Here is a 21,029-nt window from a genome sequence, read left to right on the forward strand (position 1 = left end):
CCCTGCCGGCTCTCGTCGGTCTGCTGTCTTAGGCGTCAGCGGCGACCTTCATCGACTTGATGGAATCGGGCTCGCGCACAGGCTCGCCGCGTTTGAGCTGGTCGATATTCTCCATGCCTTCGACGACCTGGCCCCAGACGGTGTACTGCTTGTCGAGGAAGCGGGCATCGTCGAACACGATGAAGAATTGCGAATTGGCCGAGTGCGGCTGATTGGTGCGGGCCATCGAGCAGACACCGCGCACATGCGGCTCGTCATTGAACTCTGCCTTGAGGTCCGGCTTGTCCGAGCCGCCCGTGCCGGTGCCGTTCGGGCAGCCGGCCTGCGCCATGAAGCCGTCGATCACGCGGTGGAAGACGATCCCGTCATAGAAGCCCTCGCGCGCCAGTTCCTTGATGCGGGCAACATGGTTGGGGGCAAGGTCCGGGCGAAGCTCGATCTTCACCGGGCCCTTGGTGGTTTCCATCAGAATTGTGTTTTCGGCGTCTGCCATGACGTATCTCCGTATTTCGTCGGTTTCGCCTTCCGGCATAAGCCTCAGGGGCCGTTGCGGCAAACCCTCCTTCACACTCCCTTGCCGTGGGCTGAAGAGCACATTAGCGATCAAGCCACACCACAAGCCAGGAGGAGAAGAGCGTATGAGCCTTTCAATATATGAAGCGGTTGTCCCGCCCATGCAGCAGATCGTCGGTTCTGTTCAGGGTGTGCTCGAAAAGGGCGCGCAGCATTATGAGTCGCGCGGCCTCAAGCCCGACGACCTTCTGGGCGAGTGTATCCATTCGGATATGCTGCCGCTGACCTTCCAGCTTCACTCTGTCATGCACCATTCTCTCGGGGCGCTGGAAGGCGTGCGCCGGGGCGAATTCGGGCCGCCGAACAAGCTCGAGACTCTTGACTATGCCGGCTTCCAGGCCAAGCTTGCAGAAACCTCTCAGACACTGGCGGCGATGAAGGCCGAACAGGTCAATGAGTGGGCGGGCAAGGACGTGGTCTTCAAGCTTGGCGAGATGTCCATGCCCTTCACCGCAGAAGGCTTCCTTCTCTCCTTCTCCAAGCCGAACCTCTATTTTCACGCCACGACGGCCTATAACATCCTTCGCATGAAGGCTGTCCCGATCGGCAAGCGCGACTATCTCGGCCAGCTTCAGCTGAAGGGCTAGCGCCGCTTCAGCCGAGTGCGGCCATTTCCTCATCGGTGAAGACACGCGAGCGGGTGAGAAATCTCCGCTCGCGTCCATTGTCCAGCGAGAACATGCCGCCACGGCCCGGCACCACGTCCAGGATCAGCTGCGTGTGCTTCCACGCCTCGAACTGGCTGCCGGATATATAGACCGGCACACCGTTCACCTCGCCGAGCTTCACATCGCGCTCACCAAGTTTGAAGTCGTCGGCCGGATAGCACATCGGGCTCGACCCGTCGCAGCACCCGCCAGACTGATGAAACAGGATCTGGGGGTGGTCGCGGCGTATCTCGTCGATCAGGTCACATGCCGCCTGCGTCGCGGTCACGCGCTGGGGTGTGTCAGGCGAAGTCGAGGACGATCCGTCCATCGATCTTTCCTTCCACCATCTTGTCGAAGACCTCATTGATCTCTTCCAGTCGCGCAGTTGCAGTATGAGCGCGAACGGCGCCGGCGGCCGCAAAGTCGAGCGATTCCTGCAGGTCCAGACGCGTGCCGACAATCGAGCCGCGCACGGTGATCCCATTCAGCACCATGTCGAAGATAGGCAGGGGGAAATCGCCGGGCGGCAGGCCGTTCAGAGACACCGTCCCGCCCCGGCGCACCATGCCAAGGGCCTGCTCGAAGGCCATTGGCGAGACGGCGGTCACCAGCGCGCCATGAGCCCCGCCAATTTCCTTACGCAGGAATTTTGCCGGATCAGTGTCCCTGGCATTCACGGTCACTTCCGCGCCAAGCTGCTTGGCGAGCGCCAGCTTTGAGGGGTCGATATCCACGGCCGCCACGCGCCGGCCCATGGCCTTGGCATATTGCACGGCCATATGGCCGAGGCCGCCCACACCCGAGATCACCACCCAGTCGCCGGGTTTGGTGTCCGTCATTTTCAGGCCCTTATAAACGGTCACACCGGCGCACAGGACCGGTGCGATTTCCACAAAGGACACATCCTTGGGCAAATGGCCGACATAGTTCGGGTCTGCGATGACATATTCGGCAAATCCACCATTGATCGAATAGCCTGTGTTCTGCTGGCTCTCGCACAGCGTCTCCCAACCGCCGAGGCAATGCTCGCAATGGCCGCAAGCTGAATAGAGCCAGGGCACGCCCACCCGGTCGCCTTCCTTCACATGGGTGACCCCCGCGCCCACACCGGAAACATAGCCGACCCCTTCATGACCGGGGATAAAGGGCGGTTCGGGCTTTACCGGCCAGTCGCCATGGGCGGCGTGCAGATCGGTATGGCAGACACCGCACGCTTCGATCTTCACCTGGATTTCACCGGGGCCGGGCTCCGGTGTCTTCACTTCTTCGAGAACAAGCGGCTTGCCGAATTCGCGGACAACGGCGGCCTTCATCGTGGACTCAGTCATGGGAATACCTTTCCTTGAAACGTAAGGGGGATGGGGAAATCGCGCCGTTGGCGCCATGCACGGCGGCCCCGGGCCTGGGGCCGCCGCACATTGCCGCCTAGAAGAAGCCGAGCTTCTGCGGGGCGTAGCTGACCAGCATGTTCTTTGTCTGCTGATAGTGATCCAGCATCATGGCGTGGTTCTCGCGTCCGATGCCCGACTGCTTGTAGCCGCCAAAGGCTGCGTGGGCCGGATAGGCGTGGTAGCAATTGGTCCACACACGGCCTGCCTTGATGGCGCGGCCAAAGCGGTAGCAGGTATTGGCTTCGCGCGACCAGACACCGGCGCCGAGGCCGTAAAGCGTGTCATTGGCGATGGAGAGCGCTTCGTCATTGTCCTTGAAAGTGGTGACGGACACGACGGGCCCGAAAATCTCTTCCTGGAAGACGCGCATCTTGTTGTGGCCCCTGAAGACGGTGGGCTTCACATAGAAGCCGCCTTCAAGATCGCCCGGCAGGGTGAGGCCTTCGCCGCCGATCAGGACTTCTGCGCCTTCCTGACGACCGATATCGAAATAGGAGAGGATCTTCTCTTTCTGCTCGGACGAGGCCTGCGCCCCGACCATTGTGTCGCTGTCGAGCGGATTGCCCTGCTTGATCGCGGCGACGCGTTTGAGGGCGCGTTCCATGAATTCGTCATAGATGGACTCATGAATGAGTGCGCGGGACGGGCAGGTGCAGACCTCACCCTGATTGAGCGCGAACATGACAAAGCCCTCAATGGCCTTGTCGAAATAGTCATCATCCTCACGGCAGACATCCGGAAAGAAGATGTTCGGGGACTTGCCGCCAAGCTCCAGCGTGACCGGGATGAGGTTCTCGGACGCATATTGCATGATGAGGCGGCCGGTTGTCGTCTCACCGGTAAAGGCGATCTTGGCGATCCGGTTGGAGGAGGCGAGCGGCTTGCCGGCCTCAAGGCCAAAGCCCTGCACGACGTTGAGGACGCCCGGTGGCAGAAGGTCACCGATAAGTTCAAGCAGGACGCAGATCGAGGCCGGTGTCTGCTCTGCCGGCTTCATCACTACGCAATTGCCCGCCGCAAGGGCCGGCGCGAGCTTCCATGTCGCCATCAGGAGCGGGAAGTTCCAGGGAATGATCTGGCCGACCACGCCCAGAGGCTCATGGAAATGATAGGCGACCGTGTCATGGTCGATCTCGCTGATCCCGCCTTCCTGGCCGCGGATCGCGCCAGCGAAATAGCGGAAATGGTCGACTGCCAGCGGCAGGTCAGCGGCCATGGTTTCGCGCACAGGCTTGCCATTGTCCCATGTCTCCGCGATGGCGAGTGCTTCGAGGTTCTCTTCCATCCGGTCAGCGATCCGGTGCAGGATCAGCGCGCGTTCGGCGACGGGGGTCTGGCCCCAGCTGTCAGCTGCGGCGTGCGCGGCGTCGAGGGCTGCCTCGACATCGGACGCGTCGGACCGCGCGATCTGGCAGATGACCCGGCCGTTGACCGGTGAGATATTATCGAAGTAGCGGCCGGCTTTCGGCTCTGTCCATTTACCGCCGATGAAATTGTCGTACCGCGATTTGAAGGGCGCCTTCATCTGGCCTTGCCCGAGCGTCTGCGTGTCCATGTCTGTCTCCCTTACATGTCCGCCGCCCTGTCTGCCGGGCAGCTTGAAGGGGAGTATCGGACCCACCTGGGCGCAGGTCATCGCGCAGTGGTGAGGTAGGGAAGGCAACCTGTCTCAGGGCTGAGACAGGCCAGGCGATCATCTGATCAGCTGGGCTCTATACCGAGCCGGTTCATGCGCCGGTAGAGCGTTGCCCGCCCGACGCCAAGGGAACGGGCAGCTTCCGACATATTGCCATTGGCGCGCAGGATGGCCCGCTTCAACTCGGCGCGTTCGGCCGCTGCAAGGTCGCTCTTCGCCGGGCTGCCGGACAGGACATCTGCGGCCGGCCGCGGGTCGAGATCCGGTGCGTCGCCAAGCGCGAATTCCTGACGCGCCGCGCGGGTCGCCCCGATGACGACATCATCGCTGTCGATGGCCAGAAGGACCGCGCCAGCGCGCCCGTGCCGCTCGCCCATGACGATGCGGGCGCCTTCGAAATGGGCGCGGAAATTGTCGGATTCGATGCGCCGGGCTGTGTCGCAGACGCTCGCGGCAATCAGCTGGGAAAACGCGCCGGTCAGGTCCGCCCGGCAGGATGAGACATCGAGGGCGGCGACAAGCGCGCCCTGATGGTCGTAGATCGGGGCATCGATACAGCTCATCGCCGTATTGCGGCTATGAAAATGCTGTTCCTGATGAATGGTAACCGGGCGCTTTTCGGCAAGGCAGGTGCCGATGCCATTGGTGCCTTCGCGCGCTTCAGACCAGTCTGCCCCTTCCCACAACCCCCAGGAGCGGAAGGCCGCCTCATCGCCCGCCATGCCGCGGCGCTCCACGATGATGCCCTCAGCATTGGTCATGAGCACCGAACAGCCTGCCTCGCCAACAGAGCCGAACAGCCGGTCAAGCGAGGGGGAGGCGACCCTGAGGAGTTGCTCCAGCGGCTGGCGGGCGAGTCTGAGCGCCTGCTGGGTCAGAAAATCAGGTGTCCGGCGTTCATCCGGCTCAAGTCCATAACGCTTCAGAGACCGGCGCCATGAGGCCACAAGCGCAGAGCTGGCCGCGCCATTTCTGGACTCGGCGGCCTCACGCACGCGATCAGCATGCGACGCTGGATTGGTGTGGCTTGTGTGGGCCATCTGTCGCTTCCTCAGCGTCCATCATAGCAGATCGGCGAGGAAAACGAACGACTTCTTTTCAGGCCGCATGGCGAGGTGACTGGCGATCAGCTCTCATTATAGCGGTAGCCGACGCCGTAGAGGGTTTCGATGGCGTCGAATTCGCCATCGACCTCGCGGAACTTCTTGCGCAGCCGCTTGATGTGGCTGTCGATGGTGCGGTCGTCGACATAGATCTGGTCGTCATAGGCGGCATCCATCAGCTGGTCGCGGCTTTTGACATAGCCGGGGCGCTGGGCAAGCGATTGCAGGATCAGGAATTCGGTCACCGTGAGGCGCACCGGTTCGCCGTCCCAGGAACAGGCATGACGGTTCGGGTCGAGCGTCAGGCGGCCCCGGATGATCGGCTTCTGGTCGCCTTCCTCCACCTGGCCCTCGGTGGTGCGCGAGCGGCGCAGGACGGCCTTCACCCGCTCTGACAGCAGGCGGTTGGAGCAGGGTTTGCGGACAAAATCGTCGGCGCCGATATTGAAACCAATCACCTCGTCGATTTCCTCATCCTTGGAGGTGAGGAAGATAACCGGCAGCTCGGACGTCTGGCGCAGGCGCCGCAGCAGCTCCATGCCATCCATCTTGGGCATTTTCACATCGAGGATGGCAAGATCGGGCGGGGTCTCTGTCAGGCCGGAGAGGGCAGACAGGCCGTCATGATAGGTTTTGACATTATAGCCCTCGGCTTCGAAAAAGATCTTGAGTGAGGCGACAATGTTCTCGTCGTCGTCCACAAGTGCCAGCGTTGTCATCTTAGCCTCCTCTCAACCCATTTCCGGCTATAACAGTCATCAAGGCCGGTCGGTCTCTTCGGGGCGTTGAACCACGGTTCGCGCCATCGAGGAAGCCCCCGGCCCGATGCCAACAGAGCCTGTCCCTATGGCGAGGCTTGGAAGGCTATGGGGCAATTTGGGGGCAGGTGGCGGCAGGGGCTGCCACAATTCGGGACGAGAGCATCCTGAAAAGTGAGCATGAAACTTGCAACTCGCCTGTCAGGCTAGTGGTGAAGGACGAGACGATGGCCAAAGCGCGCGTGGACTGGGTCGATTATGGCAAGGGGATCTGCATCACGCTGGTGGTGATGATGCATTCGACGCTGAACTACGGCCACATGGTTGGCGCGGAAGGCTGGATGCATGAAGTTGTCGACTTCGCCAGGCCCTTCAGAATGCCCGACTTTTTCCTGATTGCGGGTCTCTTCCTGTCGCGCTCGATCAATGGGCCGCTGGTCGACTATATCGACCGCAAGGTGATCCACTTTGCCTATTTCTACATCCTCTGGCTGGCGATCCAGACGCTTGCCTTCGAGGCGGACATGTTGCTGTCGGACCCGGCCGGTGTCGGGCTTATCTTTTTGAAACAGCTTGTCTTCCCGGCCTCGAGCCTGTGGTTCATTCACCAGCTTCTCTTCTTCTATGTGGTGACCCGCATCGTGCGCCGCGTGCCTGTGCTGCTCGTGTTTGCAGCCGCCGCAATCGCACATATGGCGTTCTATGCGGGCTGGATCGCGCCCGGCTGGTCGGTGACCGAACGCTTTGCCAACTGGTATGTCTTCTTCTTCGCAGGCTATGCCTTCGCGCCGCTGATCTTCCGGATGGCCGATGCAATGCGTGAAAATGGCCTTGCGCTTCTGGCCAGTCTCGCTGTCTGGGCCGTGATGAATTACGCGCTTGTCCAGGCCGGGGCGGCGGACATGCCGGGTATCAGCCTTGTCCTTGGTTTTGCGGGGGCTTTTGCCATTATCGCCGTGGCCGTGATGCTGGCGCGTTTCGATATCGGCCAGTTCATGCGCTATGCGGGCAAGCACTCGATCGTCATCTATCTCACCTTCTTCCTTCCGATGAAGGCCGCCCAGAAGGGGCTGGCCATGACGGGGCTGATCCCGGATGTGGGCTGGGCGTCGCTGGCGGTCCTGGTCTTCGCTGTGACCACGCCGCTCGCCTTCCACGCCGTGATCCGCAAGACCCCGCTGAGCTTCCTCTATGAGCGTCCGGCCATGTTCCGGATCAACGGCTCCCAGAAGCCGCGCCCGGCCAAGGAGAGTATCGGCACGGCCAAGGCGTGAGAGGAAATGGCGGGTTTATCCCGTCGGAAAGTGGGCCCTGTTTCCATGAAAACCGGCGGTGCATGGACGGTGCACCCACGGTGCATGGGCGGTGTTCCGGGCGTGCACCGTAATAGATCTGTGGATAACGGCTGACGCGAGCGTCATCTTGCTTCGGCGCGCAACTCCTCTAAGTCTCGCCGCGCATGGATGCCTCACCCGACAATTCCGCCAGCGAGACGCAAGAGACGACCGGCGAGACCGCTGTGCCAGAACGCCGCCTCTCGTCGACCGAGCTGCTCTTGCTCACGCTCGCCTCGGCGGTGGTGACGGCCAATGCCTATTACATTCATCCCATCATCTCAGAGGTCGCGCGCGGCTTTGAGGTACGCGATGCGGTGATCGGTATTGTGCCGGGCGCCAATCAGCTCGCCCTGGCACTCGGTGTCTTCCTGCTCCTGCCGCTTGGCGACCGGATATCGAACAGAAAGCTCGTCACCATCACTGTGGCGGGCCAGTTCCTGTCGATCACGGGCATGGCCTTCGCGCAGGACTTCAGGCTGTTCACGCTCGCCTCGACCATTCTCGGCTTCTTCACCATCGCGCCTTACCTGCTGCCGGCCTATGCCTCCAAACGGGTCGACCCGGCGCGCCTCGGGGCGGTGACGGCGATGCTGACGACCGGCGTGATCGGCGGCATTCTGGTCGCGCGGGCAGGGGCCGGGATCGTGGCGGAGACGCTGGGCTGGCGGACCGTCTACTATATCGCGTCCAGCTTCATGCTGATCGTCTCGATCCTGCTGCCCTTCATCATGGATGAGCGCGAAGCCGGCAGCGAGAACGAGCCGAAACAGAGCTATTTCAGCCTTCTCTTCTCCATGTTCCCGCTGGTGAAGCGATACCCTGAGATCATCATATCCGGCGCGATGCAGGGGCTCGGCTTCGGGATATTCCTGTCTGTCTGGATGGGGCTCGGCCTGCACCTGCCCGATATGGGCTATGGCGTCGACGTGGTCGGCTATCTTGCCGCTTTTGCCGGCTTCAACCTGTTCACCACGCCGGCGCTCGGGCGCTGGGCCGACAGGGTGGGGCCCTACAGGGCGCGCACGCTGGCGGCCTGCGTGAATTTCCTCGCCGTCTGCCTGCTCTGGCCGCTCGGCTACAATCTCTGGCTGCTTATCATCCCTGTTGTGCTGATGACGCTTCTGGGCCCGCTGGTCGATATCTGTAACCGGATGACCTTCCTCTCGCTCGAAAAGAATATCCGCACCCGGCTCATGACGATCTATATTGTCATGATGTTCATCGGCGGCGGCATTTCCAGCTCTGCGGGCACGGCGGTTTATGACTTTGCGGGCTGGCCGGGCAATGCGGTGCTGGCGATGAGCATGTCTGCCGGGCTGCTGACCCTGTCGATCATCGCCTGGCGTGTCTGGGGCAGGCGTGTGGATTAGACTTTGGAATAGCGTCGTTGGTTCGCGAGTAGCGCTATCTAGATGTGCGGCAGCACCCTTTGATTGGACCCCATCATTGTTGAAGTGATAGATTTGGGCTTCAGAGAACTTAAGCCTCAACCATAACTCATAATCTTAGGTGTTGGAGTGAACTTCTTGTGAATAATGCAAACCTGGTTCCAAATCGTGAATGCGCTTCGTGTACCGCTTGCTGTCAGTTTATCGGAATCAGCGATCAGAAGCTTGAAAAGCCTACGAATGTTCTTTGCCCTCATTGTGTGGTGGGGCAAGGTTGCGCGGTGTATGAGTTTCGTCCGTCTCCTTGTAAGGGGTGGTATTGCGGCTGGAGGCGCTCATCCGCCTTCGACAATAGCTGGCGGCCTGATCGCTGCGGCATTGTTATACGACCTGAAGCTCCTGGTTTCACTTTCGTAGTGCTTGATCCGAACAAAAAATTTCTAACGGAAGAATTTGCTTCTTTGGTCGCAAAGCTAATCATTACGGAATCAAAGGTGTATTTCGAGGCGGTTGGCCCTGAGGGGTTTCTGCCGGTTAAGGCCGAAATGAATAATAAACTTATGAGACATGTTCAAAATAGAGACTTAAATTCCATGTTCGATGAATTTCGAAATTTTCTTCATCACGTAGAAAATAATTGGGCTTGGGAGCCGGATAATTTGAAGCTCCATACTGAGCTAAAATCTGACTGAATTTATGGATAATTTGGTCAGGATGACTCCTTCGCCGACCACCGCCATCTATGACTATGTTGGCTCACCCTGTCGATCATTGCCTGGCGTGTCTGGGGCAGGCGCGTCGATGTGAAAGTTGCCGGTGAGGATGAGGCCTGAGGAGGCTGGATTGGATATCGAACGCGTCGAGCTTGCCGAGCAGACCTATCTCTATGTCGACCGGTCGGCCGAGCTGACGGGAGAGGCCATCGCCTCGGCCATGGAGTCCGGCTTCGGTGAGGTGATCGGCTTTTTCGGGGAGAGGAAGATCACCCCGGTGAGCATGCCGGTTGCCGTCTATACAGAAATGCCGGGACCGGGACGCAAGATGGCCTTCCGCGCGGGCTTCTTCGTTGCGCCGGAAGATGCCGCGCGGGCGGCGGGGCCCGTGATCGCGGGGACCATTCCGGAAGGCCCGGCCGTGAAGACGGTGCATTACGGGTCCTATACCAGGCTCAACGAGACCCATTCGGCGCTCTGGGCGGCGATGCAGGATGAGGGGATGACACCGGACATGCCGGTCTGGGAAGTCTATGTGGATGACCCGGTGGCACGGCGGGCCGATGAGGTGCGCACCGAGGTCTGGCGGGCTGTGGGGTGAGGGGAGCGAGGTAGAGGGCTATTTTCCGGCACAGGCCCGCTCTCCGAAGATACCTGCGAAAGCAGGTATCCATGGTGCCACGGTTGAACAGGACCACCATGGACCCCTGCTTTCTCAGGGGTCTGCGGAGCGGGAGGGGGTCGTGACCTTCGGGTGGGCGTCCATCTCCGGACGGGGAGGCGGACGCACAGCGGTGATGGCAGGAGATGGACCCTCAGACGGCTCCGCCGTCGAGGGTGACACGCGTTGAGAGAGGAGCGCTCTCCCTTCTCCCGATTGCGGGAGAAGGGCCGGGGATGAGGGCTGAAACGTTTGAGGTGACTGCCTGCGTCGGAACAAATAATTACGGTTGTTGCCCTCACCCCTAGCCCCTCTCCCGCGTCCGGGAGAGGGGGAGGGCGGATAGGAGCGTCGCGCGATGTGCGATCCGTTTCAGGCGCTCAAGGCCAGGCCGCTCGCGCGGTGCCTTCGGCGGCCTTGAAACGAGTTCTAATCATCGTCGCTATCAAGTGCTTCTGCGGCGCACTTTCCTGCGGCGATCTTTGACGGCAATTCAAATAAGACTTGACCCAGAACCTTTACAAATTCGCAGGCTTGGGCCGCTTGTTCCGCTGTGACGTGCGGATCATAGTTGTCTGCGTGGCGGGGGCGATTTGAGCCGAGTCTTACCGAGTGGGCCCACTCAGCCATATCCGAAGTGATGATACTGTCCTCAGCGGCTTTGTTGATGCGTTCGTACAGCGAATTTTCGGTATATCCTTTTGCTTTCAGCATAGCATCCACAGCAGACCCAGCTAACATTGCGGCTCCATCTGGGGCGTGCAGGCTTTCGATAGCTTGTGAGAGATATCTTTTAGCGCGATCAGGAAGTTCCTCCGCAACGGTTGGCGCTTGCGGGTATAGGTTCTCAACGTGCTGAAATTCGTGTTTGCCGCGCTTCGAACCGCGAAACGTTTCGGCGAGCGTTAGTCGATAGCATGATGAGCAAACAAACGTGCCCCAATGTGGAGCAACCGGATCAGCTTGATTTGTTTGAATCGGTTCCACAACAAAGTCCAGCTCTCCGCGAAGGCTCAAATCCGGGTTAGCAACGGAGCAATGCGGACATCTACTCAGGCCAAGCAGTTTTCCATTGGCTATGTGCACCTAAACCCCCGTCACAAAGGTCGAGATCACCTTCTTCAGGCCCGCTTTCTCGAAATTGACCTGTAGTTTCGTGCCATCGGCCGCGAGGACCTGTCCGTAGCCGAATTTCTCATGATACACGCGCTGGCCGATGCGGAAGCCGGATTTGCCTGAAGATGTGGCGATGAGTTCGGCCTTGCCGTCTATGACGGGGCCGGTCTTTGAGCCCTTGCCGGCGTTTTCCTTCAGGCGCCGCCAGCCGGGGGAGGTGTAGTTGCTGCGTTCGCCAAGGTCCTCAATCGTGCCCTGAAAGCCCTGATCGGCGCCGGGCATGGTGGAATAGCCGGTCTCGCTATTGGCCTCGACATTCTCGTGCGGGAGCTCGTCGACAAAGCGGGACGGCAGGACAGACTGCCAGCGCCCGAAGATCATGCGGTTGGCGACAAAGCTGATCGCGCATTTTTCGCGCGCGCGGGTGATGCCAACATAGGCGAGGCGGCGTTCTTCCTCGAGGCCTTTCATGCCGGACTCATCCAGTGAGCGGCGGGAGGGGAAGACTTCCTCTTCCCAGCCGGGCAGGAAGACCATCGGCCATTCGAGGCCCTTGGCCGCGTGGAGGGTGAGGATCTGGACTTCATTGCCGGATGATTGCCCGCCGACATCCATGACCAGCTGCACATGTTCGAGGAAGCCGGCGAGGCTGTCGAACTGGCTCATCGCCTGGATCAGCTCCTTGAGGTTGTCGAGACGCGTATGGGACTGCGGGCTGCGATCCTTCTGGAGCATGTCGGTATAGCCGCTCTCATCCAGAATGACCTGCGCGAGTTCGTGATGCGCCATGCCGTTATTGAGGCGGTCGCGCCACAGATTGACCTGGTCGATAAAGGTGGTGAGGCCGCGTTTGGCCGGGCCTTTCACCTCATCGGTCTGCAGGATCATCGGCACCAGGGTGAAGAGCGAGCGGCCATCTTCGCGGGCCAGCGTCTGCAGCTTCTGGATCGTGGTGGCGCCGACGCCGCGCTTGGGCTGGTTCACGACCCGCTCAAAGGCAAGGTCGTCATCGGGGCTGCGGATCAGGCGGAGATAGGCGAGGGCGTCGCGGATTTCGGCGCGTTCAAAGAAGCGCGGGCCGCCGATCACACGATAGGGGATGCCCAGCATGATGAGGCGTTCCTCGAAGAGGCGCATCTGCCAGGAGGCGCGAACGAGGATGGCGCAATCTTCGTAATTGCCGCCCTTGTTCACATAGGATTCGATGTCGTCGCAGATGAGGCGGGCTTCGGCCTCACCGTCCCAGAGGCCGCGCACCTGGACTTTCTCTGCGTCCGGACTGGCCTGTTCGCCGTCGCCCACAAAGAGCGTCTTGCCGAGGCGGCCCTTGTTGAAGTCGATGACGGAGGAGGCGGCCGCGAGGATGTGTTTGGTTGAGCGGTAATTGCGCTCCAGCCGGATGACCTTGGCGCCGGGAAAGTCTTTCTCAAAGCGCAGGATATTGTCCACTTCAGCGCCGCGCCAGCCATAGATCGACTGGTCGTCATCGCCGACGCAGCAGATATTGTTCGAGCCGCGCGCCAGCAGGCGAAGCCACAGATACTGGGCGACGTTCGTATCCTGATACTCGTCCACCAGGATGTATTTGAAGCGCTTGTGATAGTCCGCCAGCAGGTCCGGATTGTCCTGGAAGATGGTGATATTGTGGATCAGCAAGTCACCGAAATCGCAGGCGTTCAGGACCTTGAGGCGGTTCTGATAGGTCTCATAAAGCTGGATCGCCTTGCCATCCGCGAATTGCCAGGCTTCGTCCTTGGGCACTTTGGAGGGCGTCAGCGCGCGGTTCTTCCAGCCATCGATGAGGCTTGAGAGGTGGCGCGGCGTCCAGCGCTTGGTGTCGATATTTTCCGCTTCGATCACCTGTTTGCAGAGACGGATGACGTCATCTGTGTCGAGGATGGTGAAGCTGGATTTGAGGCCGGCGAGTTCGGCGTGGCGCCGAAGGATCTGCGCGCTGATCGAGTGGAAGGTGCCGAGCCAGCGAAGGCCCTCGCCCGCGTCGCCAATGAGGGTGAGCGCGCGTTCGCGCATTTCGCGGGCGGCCTTGTTGGTGAAGGTCACGGTCAGCGTCTGGCTGGGCCAGGCGAGTTTGGAGGCGATGATGTGGGCGAGGCGCGTGGTCAGCACGCGCGTCTTGCCTGTGCCTGCGCCCGCCAGAACCAGCAGCGGGCCCTCGGTCGTCTCGACCGCGTCGCGCTGTTCGGGGTTCAGCCCGTCCAGATAGTCGGCATTCGTGTCCGGCACTGGCGCGCGGGCAGCGGCCATTTCCGAGATGGATGGGCGGCGATTCGGGCTGGAACTCATGGAGAACATATAGCAGGGATTGGCGCCATTGGCAGGGGCTGACTGTCGCCTGAGCTGAGCCGGCGAAGGCAGACGCCGGTGTGCGGTAAAGGTGAAAAATAGACAGGCCGGCGCGAACCGCTCTGCGCGCGGCGCGTTAGGGGCTCATGCGCTCCGGACTTGTGACATTCTTCAAGATCGCCGGATGGGTGATCGGCATCATCCTTCTGGCCTTTCTGCTTTTCATGCTGGCCATGACGCAGCCGCGATTTGGCACGCCGACGGCGAACTGGCTGCTGGGGCTGTTCGGGCCGGATGAGTCGCGCGTCGAGAGCGCTCATACGCGCTTCCCGGCGATCCTGGTGGTGGAGGGCGAGGGCCTTTCTGTGCCGGGTCGCGTCGAGGCAAGCCGCATTGAAGCGCAACTCAACCCCTTGGGATTTTTGCCATTCATGAGCTGGCTGTCCTATCTGGAGGCCGAGAACGGGTCGGTGCGGATCGAGGACAATGGCAAGGGTGGCGGCGGCGGGCCGGGGCTTGATGATGTCCGCGGCATCGTCGACGAAGTGCGCCTGTCTTCTGTCCGGCTGGACGTGGTACGCCCGGAGGAGACGCGGGAGATCCAGATCGAGATGGCGCGCGGATCGCTGCGGTCCGGTGACTTCATGCTGGAAGCGAGCGGCGCGGACTCCACGCTGAGCTTTGATGGAGAAGCCTCCGGCGCCTTGAGCGAGCTTGCGGGCGCGCTGGTCATCACGGGTGAAAATTTCTCCGACATCGCAGAGCTTGTCGGCCTCGCCGCGCCCGATACGCCGCCCTATGAGATGCGTCTCAATATCGATATCGGGCCGGACACCTGGTCGCTGGACGTTGAGCCGGAGACGCGGATCGGCGACAGTGATCTCGCCGGTGAGATCGAGGTCCAGCTGGGTGAGGAGACGCCGGTGGTCCATGCCGACCTGCGCTCAAGCTCGCTCGATGCGGACGATCTTGGCATTGTCTTCGGTATCCCGATCGGCGTGGGCGAGGATGAGACGGTGGGGGAGCGCCAGCAGAAGGCCCGCTCCGCCTATGAAAGCAGCGACCGGCTCATTCCGGATGTGGAGATCGACTTTTCCCGTCTCGATGCGGTCGACGGGAGCGTCAGCTTCGTCGCCGAGTCGGTCTATGATTCTGTTTTCGACATTGAAGGTCTGGAGCTCGATTTCGAGATTGAGGGCCGGGTGGTGCGCGCGCCGCTTATCCTGCTCGATTTCACGCAGGGCGACCTTCGCGCCTATGTCACGCTCGATGGCAGCCAGTCCCCGGCCCATACCGATGCGCGCGGGGAGCTCTCCAATGTCGCTTTCGACAACCTGTCCCTCTCGCCCTATCTTCGCGGCGGCGCCGAGGGTGAGTTCAATGTGACCACCGTGGGTGACGGGTTCCGGGCGGCGGCAGCCTCCATGGATGGCAAGGCAGCGCTATGGTCGCGGGACGCCGAGATCCTGGCGCTCGCCGCCGAGGGCGCGGGGCTCGACATTGGCGAGGCGATCACGCTGCTGGGTGAGTCCGGCGACGACCGGACCTATGCCAAGGCGAGATGCGCGGCGGTCGTGATCAATTTCGACCAAGGTGTCGGCACGCTGTCTCCGGCGGTTGTCGATACCGATGACAGCCTTGTCGTGGTGCGCGGGGACGCCGACCTCGAGACAGAGGCGCTGCGCCTCAGCGTGCGGTCCGATGCCAAGGACGCCTCGCTCGGCACGCTGATCGGCGACGTGTCGATTGGCGGCACGCTGCGCAATCCATCCATACAGCCCTTCAGTGCCAAGACGGTCGCGCAGATCGGCATTGCGGGCGTTCTGGCGTCGGTGAGCGGGGGGCTCGCGGCCTTGCCGTTCATTGAGCCCGGCATGGCCAAGGATGCCCCCTGCGGCGCGCTGCTGGCGCGGGCTGAATCGGCTGCTGGAGAGGGGCAATAGCTGGCTTGCGGGCCGATACGCCTCTCACGGCATGAAACTTGCGGAAATTCCCGTCTGAGACGAAGACCAGAGGGGAGAGCGCAGCTCATGGGCAAGGCCAGCAGGACGACTTTCGATTACAGCTATGGCGCGCGGATCGCAGCTTTCATTGCAGCGACGCTGATCTGGGCGCTCGCCCTTGGCGCGCTGGCGGCCGGTATCTGGCTTCTCGTTTTGAGGCAGTCTGTTGCGGCGGGGCTGGTCTGCCTGTTCGGGCTTCTCCTCACCCCTTCCTGTCTTGGTCTGCAGCACCGTATGCGCACCGTCCATAACTGGCAGGTGTCGCTGCGTCCCGGCCATGTCACGCTGGTCCTTCCGGCGAACCGGTCCGTCCATCACAAGGCGCGCGCCTTTGAGGGCGAGGTCAGCTATCGCGATATTGATGAGATCGTGCGCCGGGGCGAGGTCTATTCACGGCTGGGTCTGCAGCGGCGCAAGATGACGTACTGGCTGGCGCTCAAATCTGGCGACAGGCTGCTGCTGGGCGAGCACCGCCATTCCGGGGACGAGGAGACGAAGCGCACCACGCCTGTCTCGCGCGCCGCCGAGGCGATCAGCCGGACCTCCGGGCTCAAGATGAGCCGGTTCGAGGAAGCCGAGGGAAAGCCGGCCCTGTTCGGCTTTCTGGTCATGCGCCCGCCTGCCTTGCCATAGGCGGAAGGAGCCGCCGTCCCGCGCGCGGTCTATTTCCTGAACGCGATGGTGACTTCGCCGGTCCGCTCTGCATCGCTGAAGTCCTCAAGCGAGCTGGAGATACAGCCGGAAACGGCAAGGCTGGAGGCGAGAAGGACGAGACGGGCGGTAAGGCGCATGGGCAAATTCCTTTCGCCCTGACTACGTGGCAGGCCGGGCCCCGGATCATCTGAGCTGGCCATGCCGGGATATGGAAGCCTCCCGGTACCGCCCGTCTTTGCTGGCGAATTTGTGATCTGCCAATGCCGCGCCGCTCAGATATAACCGGCAGGCTAGATGGGGAGGGCGGGATATGAGCGGACCGGCGCTTGAATGGCACAAGGTTGCAGAACTGGACGAGCTGGCGGACGGGCGGGTCAAGTCCGCCTCGGCCGCGGGGAGGTCACTCGCCATCGTTCATTTCGATGGACGATATGCGGCGATGGACAATCACTGTCCGCATCAGGGCGGCCCGCTGGGCGAGGGCTCCATCGAGAAAGGCATCGATGACAAGTGCTGGCTACGCTGTCCCTGGCATGGCTGGGATTTCGATCCGCTGACAGGCAAGCCGCCCGGCGGACACGACGATAGCGGGCAGGAGACCTTTCCGGTCGAGCTGCGCGAAGACGGGATCTATGTCGGCCTTGAGGCGGCGCCGGACAGGGCGCGGACCGTTTCTGACGTGATGGTCGAGACCATGGTCAATTGGGGCGTGACCAGCGTGTTCGGCATGGTCGGCCATTCCAATCTGGGCTTTGCCGATGCGATGCGCGTGCAGGCGGAGGCGGGCAAGCTCAACTATTACGGTATCCGGCATGAGGGCGCAGCCGCCTTTGCGGCTTCTGCCTATGGCAAGCTGACGGGCATACCGGCGGCGGCTTTCACAATTGCCGGGCCGGGCGCGACGAACCTCCTCACCGGCATGTGGGATGCCAAGGTCGACAGCGCGCCCGTCCTTGCCCTGACCGGTCAGGTGCAGGAACAGGTCACCGGTGTGCACGCCTTTCAGGACATTGATCTGGAGGCGGCATTTGAAGCGGTCGCGGCCTATTCGCAGACGGTGCATCCAGGTTCGAACCATGCACAGCTGATGACGGGTGCAATCAAGACGGCGATGCTGGAGCAGGGGGTTGGGCATCTCGTTTTTCCGGACAATACGCAGACCCTGCCTGCCGCAGATGGCCAGAAGGCGCAGGGACCGGCCGGGCGGATGGCAAACCGGGCTGTCGGGCCGCCTGAGGATGATCTTGGCGCAGCCGCTGACATGATCGCCGGGGCCAAGCGGCCAATGGTCATTCTGGGGTATGGCGCCAAGGACAGCGCGCCCGCAATTACTGCTTTGGCCGAAAGATTGAATGCGCCGGTTGCCACCACGTTCAAGGCCAAGGGACTGATCGGCGACGCGCATCCGCTGGCGGCAGGTGTCATGGGCCGGTCGGGGACACCGATTGCCAGCTGGTTCATGAATGAAGCGGATCTGTTGATCGTGTTTGGCGCGTCCTTTTCGGACCATACCGGGATCGAGCCGTCCAAACCGATCATCCAGATCGACCGCGACCCGATGATGCTGGCCAAGCGCCATCCTGTGACCCTGCCGGTCATGGGGGATGTCGGGGTGACGGCAACGCGGCTGACAAAGGCGCTTTCCGGGCAGCAGATCGCGGGCGGCGACCAGCGCGGCGAAGTGGCTGAACGCTGGCGCCTCTGGCGCGCGGAAAAGACGGTGCGGGTCGATGAGGATAATGGCAAAGGGCTGGCGGCAGCCGCGCTGTTCGGTGCGCTGACACGGCTTGCGCCGCAGGATGCCATTTTCGCCGTCGATGTCGGCAACAACACGTACAGCTTCGGGCGTTATTTCGAACCGACAGGTGACCAGCGCATCCTCATGTCTGGCTATCTTGGTTCTATCGGCTTTGGCTTTCCAGCGGCGATGGGCGCCTGGGCCGCGACGCAGGACCGCGAAGCTTTCCGGGGCCGCAAGGTCATCTCGGTCAGCGGCGATGGCGGCTTTGGCCAGTACGCGATGGAGTTCACGACCGCCGTCAAATACGGCATGAACATCACCCATGTGCTGATGAACAATTCAGAGCTCGGCAAGATTTCCAAGGAACAGCGGGCAGGTGAGTTCCCGGTCTGGCAGACGGGGCTAGTCAATCCGCCTTTTGCCGGTTTCGCGCGTGCCTGTGGCGGGATGGGCCGTCTTGTGCGCGGCCGCGATGAGCTGGACCGTCACCTCAGCGAGGCGCTCGCCCATGAAGGGCCAAGCCTTGTTGAAGTGATAACCGATCCAGAGCTTTTCTAGTCGATCCTGGCCTGCGCCTTGTGGCGGGCGGCCTTGAAGTCGGGGGCGCGTTTTTCGGCGAAGGCGGCGACAGCTTCCTTGTGTTCGGGGAGGGTGTAGCAGATTTCCAGCTGCTCATGCTCGCGCGCCTGGATGCGGGAGGTGTCGGTATCGCAGCCATTGGCGCTGAGGAGCTGTTTGGTCATGCGCAGCATGGGGGAGGGGTTGGCCGCCATCTGTCCGGCCAGTTCGAGCGCGTCGTCGAGCAGGGTTTCAGGCTCTGACAGCCGGTCGGCGAGACCGAGGCTGACGGCTTCTTCGCCGGAGACAGGCCGGGCGGTGAGCAGGAGGTCATGCGCCTTGCCCCAGCCCACGCGCTGAATGAGGAAGTGGGAGCTTGCAAGCTCTGGCACGATGCCGACGCGCACGAAGACGAGGCCGAACTTCGATAGGGTTGAGGCAACGATCATGTCGAAGGGCAGGATCTGCGTGACGCCGATGCCGAAGGCCGGGCCGTTCACCGCGGCGATGCAGGGCTTGGAAGAGCGGATCAGCGACACCCAGTCGATGCCGCCATCTCGCTTATGCGCCTTGGTTTCCGAAGCATCGATATTGTTCTGGAAGTAGGACATGTCCGCGCCGGCGCAGAAGCCGCGTCCTTCACCGGTCATGACGATGGCGCCGATATCCTCATCCTCATTGGCGGCGGTGATCGCCTTGCCGAGCTCGCGGCTCATATCCGGCGTCCATGCATTCAGCTTGTCCGGGCGGTTGAGGGTGAGGAGGCAGATATTGCCCCGGTTTTCGACCTTGATCTGCTCATAGGACATGGCGTTCTCCCTGATCTGTTTTGGTCAGGGTGAGGGGTCTGCCGCTGGGGCAGTCACGCGGAATCTGAGGGTGGAGCCCTGGATTGGCCCTGCCTCAGCGGAACGGGGCGGCATCAGGTCGCGTTACCTTCCTGTCACCAAGAAGGAATTCATCATGTCCCTAATCCAGATACTTCTGTGTCTTTTCCTGCCGCCGGTCGCCGTGGCTCTGCGCGCAGGGGTCGGCCTCCAGCTGATCATCAATATCGTCCTCTGCTTTGTCTTCTGGCTGCCCGCCGTGATCCATGCGTTCTGGGTCAGCTCCAAGGGCGGACCTGAACCGATCTGAGGCAGACCCCTCAGTGCAATAGAAAAAGGGCGGGCTTTGATGGCCCGCCCTTTTTGCGTTCCGGCCTTGGAGCAACGGGCAAAGGCAGCTGAGATCACCCGCCCTGAAGATCGGTCCCTCTGTTGGAAGACTGTTCCTCGTATCTGCCGTCTTTCCGGCCAAGACCGGCGAGCACCAAGATGAAAACCGCTGTGGGTATGAACACCATCGCGATACCGCCAATGGTATCGGACAACAGTCCACCCAGGAGGGGTAATACGAATGCGAGGAGGTACCCCACAAGGGTGATACCGGCGGTCAATCGCGCGACATTCGTCTCTTCAGTCACAACCGGCGGCAAGGACATAATAAGGATGAGTTGCAGCGACGCGGCAAAACCGGCGACAAGTGCGCCAGCATAGCCGACCGGTCCCGGCACAAAGCCGAAACCGAGCATGCCGACGGCGGAAGCAATGCCAGCGATCACGATTGGGGCCCGACGGCCGAGCCACGCCGTCTTCCACCACAGCATGGCCAGAGACGCCAGCAGCGAAGTCGCGTTGTAGGCTACAATCAGGGGGCCAAGCCACGTGCCATTCCCGCGTGCGGCAAGCGTTGTGTCCATATAGGCGTTGATGCTGAAGAACACGGCAATCGATCCGGCGAGCCAGAGCCCTAGCTCCCACGTTCGGCTGTCTGACCAGTTCGGTGAGATGGGGGCCGCCCCGCCGGGCTTCGCCCTTTCGCCGAGAAGGAGGATGAGGGCTGCGATCCCCAGGGCAGGCACCGCCCATATAGTCAGCGCCATGCGCCAATCATGCCCTGCAAGAGGCATGACGATGGGCAAGGTTGCCCCGGCTCCGACAAGTTCGCCAACCATCATTCCGTTCAGATAGACCGCGCTACCTAGGCCCGCGTGTCTGGGGAGCCATCCCCGGACGGCGCTCGGAAGGGCTGTCTGAAACAGGGCGATCCCGGTCCCCATGCCGATGGAGGCGGCGAACAGCACCGCCGCCGAGGAGCTCCAGCCGCGGGAGGCTGAAAGAATGGCGCTGAGCGCGAGACCGGCGGCAATGGTGCGGGCCGGTCCGATCCGCGCGATCACCCAAATGGCGAGCGGCGCCGCCAATGCGAGCACCACGACCGGAAGGATGGTCAAGGCGCCGGTGCTGGTGGTCGAGAGGTTCAGGTCGTCCGCGATCTGTCCAGCGAGCGGGGAAACCGCGAGGACCGGAATCCGCAAGAAGAGCCCGGTTGCCCAGAGCAGGCAGAGAATGCCGATCTGCCGTGCGGAACAGGCGCAACGGGCTTTCAAACCCATCGCCGC

Annotated in this window: 19 protein-coding genes; 8 read left to right on the top strand and 11 right to left on the bottom strand. The window is 61.7% G+C overall.

Going from position 1 to position 21,029, the window contains the following annotated elements:
- Positions 1-28: 28 nt before the first annotated feature.
- A complete protein-coding gene (locus tag ABNU55_RS01075; RefSeq protein ID WP_290754512.1) occupies positions 29-493 on the bottom strand; it encodes a peptidylprolyl isomerase in 465 nt (154 codons plus the stop codon).
- Between the two features lie 145 nt (positions 494-638).
- On the opposite strand from ABNU55_RS01075, the gene ABNU55_RS01080 reads away from it, so the two are divergent.
- Positions 639-1,160 carry a DUF1993 domain-containing protein gene (locus tag ABNU55_RS01080; protein ID WP_290754513.1) on the top strand — a complete coding sequence of 174 codons (522 nt, stop codon included), beginning with the start codon at positions 639-641 and terminating at the stop codon, positions 1,158-1,160.
- 7 nt (positions 1,161-1,167) lie between these two features.
- Here the strand turns inward: ABNU55_RS01080 and ABNU55_RS01085 are convergent, their stop codons facing one another.
- From ABNU55_RS01085 to ABNU55_RS01105, 5 genes are all read right to left on the bottom strand, one after another.
- A complete protein-coding gene (locus ABNU55_RS01085; protein WP_290754514.1) occupies positions 1,168-1,551 on the bottom strand; it encodes a DUF779 domain-containing protein in 384 nt (127 codons plus the stop codon).
- On the bottom strand, positions 1,523-2,551 hold the full coding sequence (gene adhP / locus ABNU55_RS01090; protein ID WP_290754515.1) for an alcohol dehydrogenase AdhP: 1,029 nt from the start codon (positions 2,549-2,551) through the stop codon (positions 1,523-1,525). The genes ABNU55_RS01085 and adhP overlap by 29 nt, the downstream gene beginning before the upstream one ends.
- A gap of 97 nt (positions 2,552-2,648) precedes the next feature.
- The gene (adh, locus tag ABNU55_RS01095; protein WP_290754516.1) at positions 2,649-4,169 is read right to left on the bottom strand and encodes an aldehyde dehydrogenase; all 1,521 of its coding nucleotides are present in this window, start codon (positions 4,167-4,169) and stop codon (positions 2,649-2,651) included.
- A gap of 146 nt (positions 4,170-4,315) precedes the next feature.
- Positions 4,316-5,290: a GAF domain-containing protein gene (locus tag ABNU55_RS01100; protein WP_290754517.1), complete on the bottom strand. Its 975-nt coding sequence runs from the start codon at positions 5,288-5,290 to the stop codon at positions 4,316-4,318.
- Between the two features lie 86 nt (positions 5,291-5,376).
- Positions 5,377-6,072, bottom strand: coding sequence for a response regulator transcription factor (locus ABNU55_RS01105; RefSeq protein WP_290754518.1), 696 nt, complete (start codon positions 6,070-6,072; stop codon positions 5,377-5,379).
- Between the two features lie 266 nt (positions 6,073-6,338).
- On the opposite strand from ABNU55_RS01105, the gene ABNU55_RS01110 reads away from it, so the two are divergent.
- The 3 genes from ABNU55_RS01110 to ABNU55_RS01120 all read left to right on the top strand — a co-directional run bounded on the left by ABNU55_RS01110 (position 6,339) and on the right by ABNU55_RS01120 (position 10,150).
- Positions 6,339-7,385, top strand: coding sequence for an acyltransferase family protein (locus ABNU55_RS01110; protein ID WP_290754519.1), 1,047 nt, complete (start codon positions 6,339-6,341; stop codon positions 7,383-7,385).
- Between the two features lie 185 nt (positions 7,386-7,570).
- Complete coding sequence (locus ABNU55_RS01115; RefSeq protein WP_290754520.1) at positions 7,571-8,818, top strand: MFS transporter; 1,248 nt, start codon at positions 7,571-7,573, stop codon at positions 8,816-8,818.
- Positions 8,819-9,679: 861 nt separating this feature from the next.
- The gene (locus ABNU55_RS01120) at positions 9,680-10,150 is read left to right on the top strand and encodes a GyrI-like domain-containing protein (protein WP_290754522.1); all 471 of its coding nucleotides are present in this window, start codon (positions 9,680-9,682) and stop codon (positions 10,148-10,150) included.
- Positions 10,151-10,639: 489 nt separating this feature from the next.
- Here the strand turns inward: ABNU55_RS01120 and ABNU55_RS01125 are convergent, their stop codons facing one another.
- Positions 10,640-11,197: a DUF4145 domain-containing protein gene (locus tag ABNU55_RS01125; RefSeq protein WP_290749553.1), complete on the bottom strand. Its 558-nt coding sequence runs from the start codon at positions 11,195-11,197 to the stop codon at positions 10,640-10,642.
- Between the two features lie 99 nt (positions 11,198-11,296).
- Complete coding sequence (locus tag ABNU55_RS01130) at positions 11,297-13,639, bottom strand: UvrD-helicase domain-containing protein (RefSeq protein WP_348764193.1); 2,343 nt, start codon at positions 13,637-13,639, stop codon at positions 11,297-11,299.
- Positions 13,640-13,776: 137 nt separating this feature from the next.
- Between ABNU55_RS01130 and ABNU55_RS01135 the strand changes: the two genes are divergently transcribed.
- Together ABNU55_RS01135 and ABNU55_RS01140 are read left to right on the top strand one after the other, a co-directional pair.
- Positions 13,777-15,573, top strand: coding sequence for an AsmA-like C-terminal region-containing protein (locus ABNU55_RS01135; protein WP_290749547.1), 1,797 nt, complete (start codon positions 13,777-13,779; stop codon positions 15,571-15,573).
- Positions 15,574-15,660: 87 nt separating this feature from the next.
- Positions 15,661-16,266: a hypothetical protein gene (locus tag ABNU55_RS01140; RefSeq protein ID WP_290749544.1), complete on the top strand. Its 606-nt coding sequence runs from the start codon at positions 15,661-15,663 to the stop codon at positions 16,264-16,266.
- Positions 16,267-16,295: 29 nt separating this feature from the next.
- On the opposite strand, the gene ABNU55_RS01145 is transcribed toward ABNU55_RS01140, so the two are convergent.
- Positions 16,296-16,424 (bottom strand): hypothetical protein, encoded by a 129-nt coding sequence (locus tag ABNU55_RS01145; RefSeq protein WP_290749541.1) that lies wholly within the window; start codon positions 16,422-16,424, stop codon positions 16,296-16,298.
- Positions 16,425-16,597: 173 nt separating this feature from the next.
- Here ABNU55_RS01145 and ABNU55_RS01150 point away from each other — a divergent pair, with 173 nt between their 5' ends.
- A complete protein-coding gene (locus ABNU55_RS01150; protein ID WP_290759803.1) occupies positions 16,598-18,586 on the top strand; it encodes a thiamine pyrophosphate-dependent enzyme in 1,989 nt (662 codons plus the stop codon).
- Here the strand turns inward: ABNU55_RS01150 and ABNU55_RS01155 are convergent.
- Positions 18,583-19,395 (bottom strand): enoyl-CoA hydratase-related protein, encoded by an 813-nt coding sequence (locus tag ABNU55_RS01155; RefSeq protein WP_290754945.1) that lies wholly within the window; start codon positions 19,393-19,395, stop codon positions 18,583-18,585. The two genes, ABNU55_RS01150 and ABNU55_RS01155, sit on opposite strands and share 4 nt — an antisense overlap.
- 154 nt (positions 19,396-19,549) lie before the next feature.
- Here ABNU55_RS01155 and ABNU55_RS01160 point away from each other — a divergent pair, with 154 nt between their 5' ends.
- Positions 19,550-19,723 carry a YqaE/Pmp3 family membrane protein gene (locus ABNU55_RS01160; RefSeq protein ID WP_290754943.1) on the top strand — a complete coding sequence of 58 codons (174 nt, stop codon included), beginning with the start codon at positions 19,550-19,552 and terminating at the stop codon, positions 19,721-19,723.
- Between the two features lie 94 nt (positions 19,724-19,817).
- Here ABNU55_RS01160 and ABNU55_RS01165 read toward each other — a convergent pair whose 3' ends face one another.
- Positions 19,818-21,023 (bottom strand): MFS transporter, encoded by a 1,206-nt coding sequence (locus ABNU55_RS01165; RefSeq protein ID WP_290754941.1) that lies wholly within the window; start codon positions 21,021-21,023, stop codon positions 19,818-19,820.
- Positions 21,024-21,029: the final 6 nt, after the last annotated feature.

The organism is uncultured Henriciella sp., from assembly GCF_964005855.1.
Classification (GTDB): domain Bacteria; phylum Pseudomonadota; class Alphaproteobacteria; order Caulobacterales; family Hyphomonadaceae; genus Henriciella.

Coding starts and splice junctions, on each gene's coding strand:
- ABNU55_RS01075 (WP_290754512.1), bottom strand. CDS start 493: ATGGCAGACGCCGAAAACACAATTCTGATGGAAACCACCAAGGGCCCG.
- ABNU55_RS01080 (WP_290754513.1), top strand. CDS start 639: ATGAGCCTTTCAATATATGAAGCGGTTGTCCCGCCCATGCAGCAGATC.
- ABNU55_RS01085 (WP_290754514.1), bottom strand. CDS start 1,551: ATGGACGGATCGTCCTCGACTTCGCCTGACACACCCCAGCGCGTGACC.
- adhP (WP_290754515.1), bottom strand. CDS start 2,551: ATGACTGAGTCCACGATGAAGGCCGCCGTTGTCCGCGAATTCGGCAAG.
- adh (WP_290754516.1), bottom strand. CDS start 4,169: ATGGACACGCAGACGCTCGGGCAAGGCCAGATGAAGGCGCCCTTCAAA.
- ABNU55_RS01100 (WP_290754517.1), bottom strand. CDS start 5,290: ATGGCCCACACAAGCCACACCAATCCAGCGTCGCATGCTGATCGCGTG.
- ABNU55_RS01105 (WP_290754518.1), bottom strand. CDS start 6,072: ATGACAACGCTGGCACTTGTGGACGACGACGAGAACATTGTCGCCTCA.
- ABNU55_RS01110 (WP_290754519.1), top strand. CDS start 6,339: ATGGCCAAAGCGCGCGTGGACTGGGTCGATTATGGCAAGGGGATCTGC.
- ABNU55_RS01115 (WP_290754520.1), top strand. CDS start 7,571: ATGGATGCCTCACCCGACAATTCCGCCAGCGAGACGCAAGAGACGACC.
- ABNU55_RS01130 (WP_348764193.1), bottom strand. CDS start 13,639: ATGTTCTCCATGAGTTCCAGCCCGAATCGCCGCCCATCCATCTCGGAA.
- ABNU55_RS01135 (WP_290749547.1), top strand. CDS start 13,777: ATGCGCTCCGGACTTGTGACATTCTTCAAGATCGCCGGATGGGTGATC.
- ABNU55_RS01140 (WP_290749544.1), top strand. CDS start 15,661: ATGGGCAAGGCCAGCAGGACGACTTTCGATTACAGCTATGGCGCGCGG.
- ABNU55_RS01145 (WP_290749541.1), bottom strand. CDS start 16,424: ATGCGCCTTACCGCCCGTCTCGTCCTTCTCGCCTCCAGCCTTGCCGTT.
- ABNU55_RS01150 (WP_290759803.1), top strand. CDS start 16,598: ATGAGCGGACCGGCGCTTGAATGGCACAAGGTTGCAGAACTGGACGAG.
- ABNU55_RS01155 (WP_290754945.1), bottom strand. CDS start 19,395: ATGTCCTATGAGCAGATCAAGGTCGAAAACCGGGGCAATATCTGCCTC.
- ABNU55_RS01160 (WP_290754943.1), top strand. CDS start 19,550: ATGTCCCTAATCCAGATACTTCTGTGTCTTTTCCTGCCGCCGGTCGCC.
- ABNU55_RS01165 (WP_290754941.1), bottom strand. CDS start 21,023: ATGGGTTTGAAAGCCCGTTGCGCCTGTTCCGCACGGCAGATCGGCATT.